This is a genomic window from Leuconostoc sp. JNUCC 76, assembly GCF_053667755.1.
Window position 1 is genome coordinate 518,458 of record NZ_CM132206.1, and the last position, 13,063, is coordinate 531,520.

At 38.6% G+C, this 13,063-nt stretch carries 11 protein-coding genes and 1 other annotated feature; of the genes, 9 read left to right on the forward strand and 2 right to left on the reverse strand.

Translation table 11 applies throughout. The annotated features are described in order from the left end of the window. Positions 1–145 precede the first annotated feature (145 nt). The 4 genes from pcrA to JNUCC76_RS02765 are packed head-to-tail and all read left to right on the forward strand — an operon-like array spanning position 146 to position 6,073. Positions 146–2,395, forward strand: a complete 2,250-nt coding sequence (gene pcrA / locus JNUCC76_RS02750) for a DNA helicase PcrA (protein WP_211636724.1) — start codon at positions 146–148, stop codon at positions 2,393–2,395. Then, entirely contained in the window at positions 2,392–2,880 is a 489-nt protein-coding gene (locus JNUCC76_RS02755) for a kinase (protein WP_454155620.1), read from the forward strand. The genes pcrA and JNUCC76_RS02755 overlap by 4 nt, the downstream gene beginning before the upstream one ends. 8 nt (positions 2,881–2,888) lie before the next feature. Further along, on the forward strand, positions 2,889–4,931 hold the full coding sequence (gene ligA / locus JNUCC76_RS02760) for an NAD-dependent DNA ligase LigA (RefSeq protein ID WP_260342505.1): 2,043 nt from the start codon (positions 2,889–2,891) through the stop codon (positions 4,929–4,931). Next, positions 4,931–6,073 (forward strand): CamS family sex pheromone protein, encoded by a 1,143-nt coding sequence (locus JNUCC76_RS02765; RefSeq protein ID WP_454155621.1) that lies wholly within the window; start codon positions 4,931–4,933, stop codon positions 6,071–6,073. The genes ligA and JNUCC76_RS02765 overlap by 1 nt, the downstream gene beginning before the upstream one ends. Before the next feature lie 27 nt (positions 6,074–6,100). Here the strand turns inward: JNUCC76_RS02765 and JNUCC76_RS02770 are convergent, their stop codons facing one another. Then, positions 6,101–6,793 (reverse strand): MucBP domain-containing protein, encoded by a 693-nt coding sequence (locus JNUCC76_RS02770; RefSeq protein WP_454155623.1) that lies wholly within the window; start codon positions 6,791–6,793, stop codon positions 6,101–6,103. Positions 6,794–6,871: 78 nt separating this feature from the next. Beyond that, entirely contained in the window at positions 6,872–8,926 is a 2,055-nt protein-coding gene (locus tag JNUCC76_RS02775) for an ATP-dependent Clp protease ATP-binding subunit (RefSeq protein ID WP_454155625.1), read from the reverse strand. A 185-nt stretch (positions 8,927–9,111) separates the two neighbouring features. Between JNUCC76_RS02775 and JNUCC76_RS02780 the strand changes: the two genes are divergently transcribed. From JNUCC76_RS02780 to JNUCC76_RS02800, 5 genes are all read left to right on the forward strand, one after another. Next, positions 9,112–9,285, forward strand: a complete 174-nt coding sequence (locus tag JNUCC76_RS02780) for a protein YkzS (RefSeq protein ID WP_454155627.1) — start codon at positions 9,112–9,114, stop codon at positions 9,283–9,285. Between the two features lie 96 nt (positions 9,286–9,381). After that, the gene (locus JNUCC76_RS02785) at positions 9,382–10,389 is read left to right on the forward strand and encodes a rod shape-determining protein (protein WP_454155628.1); all 1,008 of its coding nucleotides are present in this window, start codon (positions 9,382–9,384) and stop codon (positions 10,387–10,389) included. A 162-nt stretch (positions 10,390–10,551) separates the two neighbouring features. Beyond that, positions 10,552–11,409 carry a rod shape-determining protein MreC gene (gene mreC / locus JNUCC76_RS02790; RefSeq protein ID WP_454155629.1) on the forward strand — a complete coding sequence of 286 codons (858 nt, stop codon included), beginning with the start codon at positions 10,552–10,554 and terminating at the stop codon, positions 11,407–11,409. Then, positions 11,409–11,936 carry a rod shape-determining protein MreD gene (gene mreD / locus JNUCC76_RS02795; protein ID WP_454155631.1) on the forward strand — a complete coding sequence of 176 codons (528 nt, stop codon included), beginning with the start codon at positions 11,409–11,411 and terminating at the stop codon, positions 11,934–11,936. The genes mreC and mreD overlap by 1 nt, the downstream gene beginning before the upstream one ends. A 35-nt stretch (positions 11,937–11,971) precedes the next feature. After that, positions 11,972–12,196, forward strand: a binding site (T-box leader). A 225-nt stretch (positions 12,197–12,421) separates the two neighbouring features. After that, a complete protein-coding gene (locus JNUCC76_RS02800) occupies positions 12,422–13,063 on the forward strand; it encodes an amino acid ABC transporter permease (protein ID WP_454155632.1) in 642 nt (213 codons plus the stop codon).

The following is a 13,063-nucleotide window of genomic DNA, read 5'->3' on the forward strand; positions in this document are numbered from 1 at the left end:
TACGCTTATCATTTTATCATTGATATGGGGCGTGCGCCTAAAAATGTTGGAATAACAAGGGAAATATGTTTGGAAGAGCCATTAGAGTTATTACATGAAAAATGGTAAAATAAAGGAAGTTATTTTTACAAGTAAGGACATAAAAATGCCAATTGAAACCCTAATTCAAGGAATGAATGATAAACAGTCAGAGGCTGTTCAAACCACTGAAGGGCCATTATTAATTATGGCTGGCGCTGGTTCTGGTAAGACTCGTGTTTTGACACATCGTATTGCCCATTTGGTGCAAGATAAAAATGTATACCCATGGCGTATTTTGGCAATTACATTTACTAACAAGGCAGCCCGTGAAATGCGTGAACGTATTGCGCAACTGGTTGATCCGGAAATTGCAAGAGAAATTTGGGTCTCAACATTTCACGCTATGGCCGTACGAATTTTACGTCGAGATGGCGAGAGAATTGGCCTAGCACGTAATTTTACAATTATCGATACAAGTGCCCAACGCACGTTAATGAAGCGGGTTATTAACGATCTAAACTTAGATACTAATCAATATGACCCACGCACAATTTTAGGCACAGTTTCCAATGCTAAGAATGATATGTTGACAGCTAAGGCTTATGCTAAGCAGGCTGGCAATGTATATGAGGAAACAGTCGCTGAAGTGTATGCCGCATATCAAGCGGAGCTACGTCGCGCTCAGAGCGTTGATTTTGATGACCTGATTATGTCGACGATTGATCTATTCAAACAAGCACCAGACGTTCTGGAACGCTATCAAAATCAGTTTGAATACCTGCATGTTGATGAATATCAAGATACCAATGATGCGCAATATACGATTGTCAACTTACTGGCGAAACGTTCACGTAATTTAGCTGTTGTAGGTGATGCAGATCAGTCTATTTATGGTTGGCGTGGTGCTAACATGAATAATATTTTAAACTTCGAAAAAGACTATCCAGACGCTCACACAGTTTTGCTTGAACAAAACTATCGTTCAACTCAAAATATTCTAGATGCAGCGAATGCTGTTATCAATAATAATAATGAGCGCATCGACAAAAGCCTTTGGACTGAAAATGGCAAAGGCGATAAGATTACTTACTATCGCGCGCAAACAGAACGTGACGAAGCTAACTTTGTCTTGGCCAACATTCAAAAATCACGCCAAGAGAAGAATGCAGCATACAGTGATTTTGCAGTATTATATCGTACGAACGCCCAGTCACGTGGTATTGAAGAAGCACTTGTGAAAGCTAATATGCCATACACTATGGTTGGTGGACATAAGTTCTATGAGCGTAAAGAAATTCTTGATATCATGTCATACATGAATCTGATGACAAATCCGGCTGATAATGCCGCGTTTGAAAGAGTAGTTAATGAACCTAAGCGTGGTATTGGCGCAACATCGATTAATCGGTTACGGGATTTTGCTAATCGAATGAATTTGTCTTATATGGGCGCAATTGAAAATATTGAATTAGCACCAGAAATTACAGCTAAGGCAGCTTCAAAATTAATTCAGTTTGCTGAAATGATGCATAATTTGCGTCAACAGACTGAGTTTTTAACTGTGACAGAACTTGCTGAATTAGCGATGACAAAATCTGGCTATCGTCAAAAGCTAGCCGAGAAAAATGATCCTGAAAGCCAAGGGCGTCTAGAAAACTTGGAAGAATTTTTGTCAGTTACAAAGGAATTCGACTCGAAATACAATCCAGAAGATCCTGAGTCTGTTGATCCGATGACTGATTTTTTGAGTTCAACTGCGCTAATGAGTGATTTGGATGATTTTGAAGAAGGCGACGGGGCAGTTACCTTAATGACATTACACGCAGCTAAAGGATTGGAGTTTCCTGTCGTCTTTTTAGTTGGTATGGAGGAAGGTATATTTCCTTTGTCACGGGCTATGATGGATGATGACCAACTGGAAGAAGAACGTCGTTTGGCCTATGTTGGTATTACACGAGCGATGAAAAAATTATATCTAACTAATGCTTTTTCACGCTTATTGTATGGTCGCACGCAAGCAAATGAACCTTCGAGGTTTATTGATGAAATTTCAAGCGAGCTATTGGATACACAATATGGTGGTATCTCTTCTTCATCAAATGATCGAGCTTTTCCATTTGATAAGAAGATGCAGCGAGCAACAGCCACAACCTATAAGGCGGCTAGCCCAGTAACCAAAATAACTGCAGGCACAACTGGTGCTGATAGTATGGTTTGGCAGCCTGGTGATAAGGTGTCTCATAAAAAATGGGGCATTGGTACGATTGTTTCTGTGTCGGGGTCTGCACAAGATCAAGAATTAAAGGTTGCTTTCCCATCAGAAGGAGTAAAACAGTTATTAGCCGCTTTTGCACCAATTAAACGAGCAGAATGACCACGCTAATTATTATACGTGGCAATTCTGGTAGTGGGAAAACAACATTAGCCCATCAATTACGTCGTATTTTACCGGATAGCCTACTCATATCCCAAGATATTGTTCGTCGGGAAATGCTCAATGTTAAGGATCAGGTAGGTAACTTATCGATACCGCTAATCGAACAATTACTTGAGTTTGGTAATCAACAAGAACAGTTTGTGATACTAGAGGGCATTTTAAAAAATAGTGTTTATGGTCCAATGATACGTAAGCAAATCCAATATTTTAGTCAAGTGGTTACTGTTTATTACCAATTATCTTTGAACGAGACAGTTCGGCGTCATTGCACTAAGCAAGTTACTGGCTTTACTCCTAGTGATTTAACTCGTTGGTATCAAAAGGATGACTCACTTCGCATAGAAAGTGAAATTATTTTTGATGAGTCTGTGAGTTTGATGATGGCGGAAAAAAAAATACTTACTAAAATAAATAAATATTGAGGTCGAGAATGTTACCAGATTTTACGCCAATTGAAAAATTAACAACACAAGACGCGCAACAAGAAACCGCGCGATTACAAAAGCAGCTTGTACAATATGGCACGGCTTATTATGAAGAAGACGCACCACTAGTTGAGGACTACATTTACGATGCATTATATGCCCGGTTAATTGCATTAGAAGAAAAATTTCCACAATATGTGACCCCAGATTCACCAACACAGAATGTTGGTAGCGCAGATACAAAATCCGAATTACAAAAAGTGGTACATCCTGCACCTATGCTGTCGTTAGGTGATGTATTTAGCTTAGACGAACTTAACGATTGGGATGCAAGAACAACCAAGTCGCTAGGAAATCAAGCACCTTATAATTTAGAGTTGAAAATTGATGGCTTAGCAGTTGCATTGACCTACGTTGACGGTCAACTAGTACAAGCTTCTACGCGTGGGAATGGTATCGTTGGTGAAGATGTTACAGCGAATGTGAAAACAATTAAAGCAATACCAAAAAAACTGACTGAACCATTAACCATCGAGGTACGTGGCGAAATTTATATGCCAAAAGCTAGTTTTGCTGCTCTAAATAAGCAACGAGAGGCTGATGGGTTAGAACCTTTTGCCAATCCTCGTAATGCTGCAGCAGGTTCTTTGCGTCAATTGAACGTTAAAATTACTAAGTCACGAAATCTAGCGGCTTTTGTATATTATACGGCTGAACCCGATATTCTAGGAGTGACAACTCAAAGTGGTGCGTTAGAGCGCTTTGCAGAATTAGGTTTGCCAACAGACACACACAATCGTGTCATCAATAAAATGGCAGATATTGCTGACTATATTGATGAGTACACTTCGGAGCGCGAAAACTTGTCTTATGGTATCGATGGTGTTGTCGTTAAAGTGAATCAACTAGACTTACAGTTTGATTTAGGGAATACAGTTAAAATTCCACGTTGGGCTATCGCTTATAAATTTCCTCCGGAAGAAGCTTTGACAGTCGTTCGTGACATTGAATGGACTGTTGGACGAACTGGGGCGGTCACACCTACTGCAGTTATGGACTCCGTTTTGCTAGCGGGCACAACTGTGCAACGTGCTAGTTTGCATAATCCTGATTATTTAAGGGAAAAGGATATTCAAATTGGTGATACGGTTACGTTACACAAAGCGGGTGATATCATTCCAGAAATCGGGCAAGTCATTTTAGAAAAACGTCCGACAGATAGTGAAACTTATCAGATTCCAACAATATGTCCTGCCTGTGAATCGAATTTAGTTCACATTGAAGGTGAAGTAGCACTCCGCTGTATTAATCCATTCTGTTCAGCTCAAATTCAGGAAGGACTAACACATTTTGCGTCAAGGAATGCAATGAATATTGATGGTATGGGACCAAGGGTTGTCGGTCAATTATTAAAGGCAGGCTATATTAAAGATGTGGCTTCAATTTACCGCATAACGGTTGAACAATTACTAACTTTAGACAAGTTTCAAGAAAAATCAGCTGTGAAATTAATTGATGCGATTAATAGTTCAAAGAAAAATTCTCTTGAACGCTTATTATTTGGCTTAGGGGTTCGCATGGTTGGTGCAAAAGCGGCTCGCCTGATAGCAGAAAAGTTCAGAACTTTATCAGCTGTTTCAGAAGCTTCTGTTGAAGAAATCGCAAATATTAATGGTATTGGTCACACGATTGCCCAGTCAATTGTGCAATACTTTAGTACGCCAGAATCTAAGCAATTACTTGTCGAACTAGCTTCTTCTGGTGTTAACCAGTCATATTTATCTGATACAGTGATTGACGAAAATTCATTTTTCTATGGCAAAAAGGTAGTCTTAACTGGTAAACTAGAACAGAGTAGTCGACCTGCTGCAACAAAATGGTTGCAAGATCATGGTGCTAATGTCGCCGGATCAGTGTCAGTGAAAACAGACTTAGTTATTGCAGGAGAAGCTGCAGGTAGCAAACTTGATAAAGCTAATCAATTAGGTGTTACAGTTTGGACCGAACAACAGTTTGTTGATGAACAAGTAAAAGAGGACGGAAAATAATGAAGCGGATTGGGTTTCGTGGTTATATAGCGATTATCGTTGGTATTTTGATTATCGCCGTTGGCATTTTATATTTTTTCAATGTGAATCGTGTCACACTAACAACAAGTAAAAAAACAAGTGGTGTACAGTTGACTCAGAGCACACCAGGACAGTACCAAACAGTGATCAAAAATGGTCGTTATTTGGTGAGTGCAGCTCGTGGTATTACGTCAACTTCCGAAACGAATAGTCTTGATGTGAAAAATTTTGAATCATCATTGCTTGATTTGGCCAAAACGCATTTTAAGACAAGCAGTTATATTTTTCAAGAAGGACAATATTTGAGTTCGTCTACTGTTACTTCATTACTTGAACGTAAAAGTAGCAGTAATAGTGAGGGATTAAATCCTGAAGATAATGGTAAGACAGATAGTTCACGTAATCCGGTTTATGTTCAAACACTAACCGAACAGGATTTCATGACCAAAGATGGTGACAATCTTAAATTAGCTGGCATGGTTATCGGTGTGGCAATGAACACACAGGATGAATACCAAAAAGAACAATATGGTGCTACATATACACAAAATATTTCAGATGCTGACCGCATAGCTTATGGTAAAAAAATTGCACCAGAAATTATCAAAAAAGTGCGAGAACAAAAAGGGGTTGATTCAGATACGCCTATTGTGATTGCCATGTATGCCAATTCAAAAACAGATTCATTAGCGCCAGGGAACTTCTATGCAGAGTCTACAAGTAGTAGCGGAACTAAATTGAAAGAATGGACTAGCATTAATCAAAAGTCTATTGTTTTACCTAAGGAGTCAACTGATACATCGAGTTTGGGTTCAGAGGCTAACACATCTTTTGCTAACTTTAAAAATGATGTTTCGAATTTCTTTCCCAACATAGCTGGTGCTACGGCAGTTGCTAATTTTAAATCAGGTACGCTTTCTAGTATGAAAGTTACAGTGACAACACAGTTCTACAGTCAAACTGAAATTGAAAGTTTTGCAACATATGTATCTCAATCGGCGTTAAAGTATTTACCAACGAATGTACCGATTCGAATAATTATTAAAGCCGCCAATGAAATGCAAGCAATTCTAATCCGTAATTCAGGTGACAAAACATTTACGACAACAATATTAGACTAAAAAAATCGACCAACTTGGTCGATTTTTTTATAGCTTATTAATATAAATACTGTTAATCCATCCTTTAGTAGCTATTTTATACCAAACAATGTTATTATCATCATGAACTTCTTCAGTTATTGCCACAAAATCACTATCGGAAACACTACCGATTGGCAACCCATAAGGTTCAGCATAGACTTCTATAGATCGATCGGGAAGAAAATTAACAACCGCGTTAGGCTGATTGCTTTTACTTTTTTCTGCATCATTGAAGTAATTAATATTTTCGACTTCTGGAGCTGTGTCTGACAGTTTCATTTGGGTAGCATCATAACGAATCCAATGATAGTCACCAATTTGATACCAAAATTGACCATTACCAGAAATAGCGCGTAATTGAGTTGCCCAAAAAGTATTTGGGTTTAAGTTTGTCGTAACGTTTGATAAGTTATCTGGCTCTAGAAAAACTTGTACACTGGTTACTGTTTCGATAAACATGTTAATACGGTGTACAGCTTGCCATACTTGTGGCCGATAATGAAGCTCTAATGACTGAGGTAGGCTACCAAACAATCCCGTCAAAGATCCAGAATTATCGATATACTGATAATTGGCGATATCTAAAATAGCGATTTCGTAGGGTGTGCCTACTTCGCCATCTAGTCTTGTTGGTTCGTGTAACTCATCACCAGTTGCTATATTTTTATAATAAACCCATACGGGCGATGTATTTGCCATAATATCCCCTTTGAATATACCTACACATTATATCACAAACAAAAAACGACCCGAAAGTCGTTTCATATCACACGCAAGTTAAATTTTATTTACAGTAACTGGTTCTGGTTTAACTTCACTAATAACAAATTCGTTATGAACAATGTCAGCTTGCAAATGATGAACATTTGGGTGCTCTAAATAGAAGTCAGCGATACCATCGGCAATTTTGTCTTGCATGACACGACGGAGAGGTCGAGCACCCATTGCAGGGTCATAACCGAGCTCCACTAATTTCTTCTTAGCAGCAGTGCTCAAATCAATGTGCAAATCGTTGTCAGACAAGTTATCATTCATATCGGTCAATAGTAAGTCGACAATCTTTAGTAAATGATCTTGTGACAAAGGTTGGAAATCAATGATATCGTCTAAACGGTTCAAGAATTCTGGACGGAAATAATTTTCCAAACGTTGCATCAAACGATTTTGTTGATCAACTTGGGCGAATCCCACAGGCGTATTTCCTGTATCTGTTGAACCAGCGTTAGAAGTCATAATAATGACAGTATCTTTGAAACTCACTATGTGACCTTGTGCATCAGTTAGACGGCCATCATCAAGAATCTGTAAGAACATGTTCATTACATCTGGATGTGCTTTTTCTACTTCATCAAAGAGTACCAATGAGTAGGGGCGACGGCGAACTTGTTCTGTTAATTGACCGGCCTCTTCGTAACCGACATAACCGGCAGGAGCACCAATCATTTTAGAAACGGTATGTTTTTCCATGTACTCTGACATGTCGAAACGAATCATGGCATCTTTGCTACCAAACATTTCCTTAGCTAATTGCTTGGCAGTTTCAGTCTTACCAACACCGGTCGGTCCGACAAATAGGAATGATCCAATTGGACGACCAGATTTTGTTAGACCAATACGATTACGGCGAATCGCCTTGGCTACTTTTTCTACTGCCTCATCTTGACCAATAACATGTTTCGATAAGTTTTTATCCAAATCTTTTAGTTGATTAGCTTCGTTTTCTTTTAAAGCTCCGACAGGAATATCGGTTTTATCTTCAACAATTTTTAAGATGTCTTGTTCTGTTACTGTTTGTGGCTTTGACATCTCCGGGTGAGCCTCGACTTGTGCCTTCTGCGACTCAAGTTGGTTAACCTGATCACGCCAATAGCTTGCTTTTTCAAAATCTTCTTTATCAATTGCTTCTTGCTTTAATTTATCAGCTGCTTCGATGTTCACTTGAATAGTTTTGGGATCCGCAACTTTCATTGTCAAATTTTTACGTGAACCAGCTTCATCAAGCAAATCAATTGCTTTATCCGGTAGAAATCTTTCTGGAATATAACGGTCAGATAGTTCAACAGCTGCTTGAAGGGCAGAATCGCTGAATGTAACATAGTGATACTTTTCATATCGTTCACTAATTCCTTCTAAAATCGTGATAGTTTCTTCCTTAGAAGGTTCTTCAACTTGCACTGGTTGGAAACGACGGGCAATAGCACCATCTTTTTCAATCTTTCGATACTCGTTTAAAGTTGTTGCACCGATTAATTGGAATTCACCACGAGCTAGGGCAGGTTTCAAAATGTTACCTGCATCCATACCGCCTTCAGCATTTCCGGCACCCATAATTTCATGAATTTCATCAATGAATAAGATGACATCATCACTGTTCGTAACTTCTTTCATTAATTCACGCATCCGTGCTTCGAATTGACCACGCATGCTCGTACCTTGAACTAAGGCCGACATTTCCAAACGAATAACTTCTTTATGCTGTAACTTTTCAGGCACCTTTCCAGCCACAATAGCTTGCGCTAGGCCTTCAACAATAGCTGTTTTACCAACACCAGGTTCACCAATTAGTACTGGATTATTCTTTGTACGACGATTTAAAATTTCAATTGTGCGAGCAACTTCGTTATCTCGACCAATAACAGGGTCGAGCTTTCCATCGCGAGCTTGTTTGGTCAAATTAATACCAAACTCATCAAGTAAGCGTCTTTTTTTATTACCATTATTATTTTTTTGTGCTTGTGTATTTTGTTGTCCTTGTGCTTGCGCCATTTGTTCATTCATTGCGCGAAACATTTCATCTAAATTACCAAAACCAAACGAATCTTGTTGTGCCATATCTTTTACTTAGTGTGAAGCACCATGGAATACAGTTATTGCATTTCACCATAGTATTGCACACGATTCCTTTCTGTAGGTTATGCTTTAATTATAGCACGATTTAAGAAAAATGCAATTAAAATTAGCACTCTTTAAAGTAGAGTGCTAATTTTAAAAATGTTATACTGTCTATGAGGTGAATTATGAATTATACACAAGCACTAAATGATCTGCGTGATGGGAAAATAGACGAAATTGAAGTGACACCAGCAGTATTTCCGGAATTTCAGAAGGCTTGGGCAAATTTCGCATATCAAAATACTATTCGTGGTATTGCTCACGCTCACGGTAAAGTTACTTATGTTCGTTCAAATTGATGTGCGAATTAAACCATTTTTATGCTACAATATTATAAGTTAAGTAAAATTTAAATGTGTTGCAATAGCAGTCGTAACACGATAAGGGGCAGTACAGTGGCATTTTCATTTGGACAAAAAAATGTTGGTATCGATCTGGGTACCGCTAACACATATGTATATATCGAAGGTCGTGGTATCATATTGCGTGAACCATCAGTAGTTGCGCGTAATACACAAACCAATGAAGTCGTTGCTGTAGGTTCTGAAGCTAAAGACATGTTAGGCCGAACGCCTGCAAGTATCGCTGCTATCCGTCCGATGCGTGACGGTGTTATTGCAGATTACGATACAACTGTTGCAATGATTCGTTATTATTTGCAAAAAGCACTTGGCGGTCGTATTGGCAAACCTTATGTAACGATTGGTGTACCTTCGGGTGTAACAGCTGTCGAAAGGCGTGCTGTTATTGATGCTGCCCGTGTTGCTGGCGCGCGTGACGCTTATGTCATAGAGGAGCCCTTTGCCGCAGCGGTTGGTGCTGGGCTACCAGTTATGGATCCTACTGGATCAATGGTTGTTGACATGGGCGGCGGAACGACTGATGTTGCGACAATTTCATTAGGTGGAATTGTTTCAAGTCGTTCAATCCGTGTAGCTGGAGACAAGCTGGACGAAGCAATTGCTAATTTTGTTCGCAACAAATATAACGTTACCATTGGTGAACCGACAGCTGAAAGACTCAAAATCGAAATTGGTGCTGCATCACTTGCTTTAGCACGTACCTTGCCAAATGCTACGGTCAGAGGTCGCGACTTGTTGACTGGTTTGCCTAAGACAATTGATGTTACCGCTGAAGATGTATCCACATCAATTCAAGAGCCGGTGCAAGAAATCGTGGCGGCTATTCGTGAGACGTTAGAATCGACTCAACCTGAATTAGCTGCAGATGTTATTGATCACGGTATGATTTTGACCGGTGGTGGGGCATTATTACGCGACATTGAAAAAATTATTCAAGATGCAACCAAGGTACCAGTCTTAATAGCTAACGAGCCGTTAGATGCAGTTGCTATTGGTACTGGAGAGGCGTTGAAATCTATTGATGTCATGCGACAAAAGTAATGGTAGTTTAAAATAGCGTGGCGCTTGCGCTACGCTATTATTTATTTTCAAGAATTAATGTTAAATAAAAGTTTCTAAGTAAAACAAGGTAGCATACCATTGGAAGTAGATGAAATTGTCAACTATTTTTAGAAGTGGTAACTGGCTTTTTTGGGTAAATACATGAAAAAAATATTTTCATCACGCACGTTGGTATCAATAATTGTTGCGTTTATAATAATTGTAAGTTTAATTGCCGGATCAAATTGGTGGGCCAAAAGAACGAATACGCCGCCTTTTTTACAGCGTTTTGGGAATGATTTAGCGGGTGGTGTTAGTCGTATTATTGCTGTCCCAACGACTGCCGTTGGGCGCACAGCAAATAGTATTACTAATCTGTTAGATACATTTGAAGAAAACAAAAGGTTGAAATCTAAGATTGATGAATTTGCTCAGGACAAAGTTCATTTACAAACAGTTGAAGAAGAGAACAAATCTCTGAAGCAACAATTAAAACTAAAAGCCACATTAACAGATTATAAAACAGTTTCGGCTGTCACAATTAGTCGTTCACCAACGACATGGCAGTCACAATTAGTTATTGATGAAGGATCCAATTCGGGTTTGAAAAAAGGGATGCCAGTACTTGCAGGAGCCGGAATTATTGGCCGTATTAGTGAAGTAAACACAACTAATTCAAAAGTGGCTTTGATTTCTGATACTAGTTCCGACGCTAATAGATTTGCGATTAAAATTAAGGGTGATGATGGTGATGTTAACGGCATCGTAACAAGTTTTAATCGTGAGAAAAATCAATTAATTATGGGGCAAGTCACATCAAATAATAAAATCAGTAAAGGTGATTTAGTTGAAACTTCTGGACTTGGTGGTGTTATTCCAGCAGGACTGTATGTTGGTAAGGTTGCCAGTGTTACGACGGATGATTATGGTTTATCCAAGAAAATATACATTGAACCTGCGGCTGATTTAGGTAATATCACCACAGTTATGGTTGCAATTTCACAGATAGGAGCAAATTAATGGCATTTTGGCAATTGACGCGAATGCGTGTAATTTATCCTGTGTTATTATTTTTGGTATTGTTTGTTGATGGAACATTCATGTCTAGCATGGGGGGGTTCTTTACACAATTTCCTTGGCACATTCTACCCACTTTGACACTTGGTTGGCTCTTTTTGGGTGTCCAATTTGATGTTGAAAACGAGCTACCTTTTTGGTTTTATGTTGTAGTCATTGGTATACTGTTTGATATGTACTACACTGGCATTTTTGGTACATATACTTTTGCATTTATTGCCGCGGTAGCTATGATGAAGCAATTGCATGAAGTGCTAGATGAGCGTCTAGTAAGTGGCTTACTTTTATATCTAGCTGGCTTGCTTATTTACCTACTAATTTCTTATGTTAGTGGATTTGTTACTGGGATTGCTAATGTTAGCGTATTATCGTTTTTACTATACGAGGTATTGCCAACAGTAATTTTAAATCTGTTTTTTGCGGCTGTATCATATTATCCAGTATGGTCTTTATTTCAGTTTCTGCGTTGACAAGTTCTCTTTTTATAGTATAATTATGACCATATAGTAAAACGTTGAGTAGAAGAGTAGTTCATTTTAATTTAAAAGAGAATTTGCGGTCGCTGTGAGCAAATAGTTAAATTGCACGAAACACATCTATGAGTATAAAGCTGAACAAAGTAAGCTTTATCGGAAGTGTCCGTTATCACATAACAGTCTTTGACTTATTGAGATGCTACTAGTGATGGTAGCATAACAAAGAGGTGGAACCGCGATGAAACGCCCTCTGAATACATTTCTTGTATTTGGAGGCGTTTTTAATTGGTTAGAAGACTGGTGGAGAACTTTTGTGTGAGCAAAAGTTGAATTCGAGGTGGAACCACGCTTTTGCGTCCTCTTGCAGTAAAAATACTGTAAGAGGACTTTTTCGTTTTATAAATACATTATAAATGTGATTGTTCTTTCTCGTTAAAATATATGAGTTATAAGCGCAATTCAATAAAGGAGTTTCAATTATGAGTTATCTAACTACAATTCTTCCCAGTTTATTGGCTGGACTAAAAACGACGCTAGGGGTGTTTTTCCTAACAATCGTTGGATCTGTACCATTGGGGATTTTAGTATCCTTAGGGATGAAATCACCTTACTTTACAATACGTTGGTTGATTAACGGTTATATTTGGATTATGCGTGGTACGCCGCTACTTCTACAATTGATTTTTATCTACTATGGTCTTGGAATGATGGGTATAGCATTTCCACGATTTGAAGCTGCTATCATAGCGTTTATTATTAATTATGCAGCCTATCTTGCTGAAATTTTCCGTGGTGGACTACAATCAGTCCCAAGAGGGCAATATGATGCTGCTAAAGTACTTGGCTTTAGTAAAATACAAACATTTTTCAAAATAATTTTGCCACAAGTAATCAAGATTGTTGTTCCTTCATTTGGTAATGAAGTGATTAACTTGGTCAAAGACACGTCTTTAGTTTATGTTATTGGCTTAGGAGACATTCTGCGAGCAGGGAATATTGCGGCTAGTCGTGACGTCACTTTGATGCCATACTTATTAGTTGGATTGATATATTTGATTATGACGGCGGTTGTCACATTATTATTGCGTCGTAGCGAAACAGTTTTGAATACATGGAGGTAA

Bases quoted from the DNA above. Each gene is read 5' to 3' on its own strand.
- pcrA (WP_211636724.1), top strand. From the start codon at position 146: ATGCCAATTGAAACCCTAATTCAAGGAATGAATGATAAACAGTCAGAG.
- JNUCC76_RS02755 (WP_454155620.1), top strand. From the start codon at position 2,392: ATGACCACGCTAATTATTATACGTGGCAATTCTGGTAGTGGGAAAACA.
- ligA (WP_260342505.1), top strand. From the start codon at position 2,889: ATGTTACCAGATTTTACGCCAATTGAAAAATTAACAACACAAGACGCG.
- JNUCC76_RS02765 (WP_454155621.1), top strand. From the start codon at position 4,931: ATGAAGCGGATTGGGTTTCGTGGTTATATAGCGATTATCGTTGGTATT.
- JNUCC76_RS02770 (WP_454155623.1), bottom strand. From the start codon at position 6,793: ATGGCAAATACATCGCCCGTATGGGTTTATTATAAAAATATAGCAACT.
- JNUCC76_RS02775 (WP_454155625.1), bottom strand. From the start codon at position 8,926: ATGGCACAACAAGATTCGTTTGGTTTTGGTAATTTAGATGAAATGTTT.
- JNUCC76_RS02780 (WP_454155627.1), top strand. From the start codon at position 9,112: ATGAATTATACACAAGCACTAAATGATCTGCGTGATGGGAAAATAGAC.
- mreC (WP_454155629.1), top strand. From the start codon at position 10,552: ATGAAAAAAATATTTTCATCACGCACGTTGGTATCAATAATTGTTGCG.
- mreD (WP_454155631.1), top strand. From the start codon at position 11,409: ATGGCATTTTGGCAATTGACGCGAATGCGTGTAATTTATCCTGTGTTA.
- JNUCC76_RS02800 (WP_454155632.1), top strand. From the start codon at position 12,422: ATGAGTTATCTAACTACAATTCTTCCCAGTTTATTGGCTGGACTAAAA.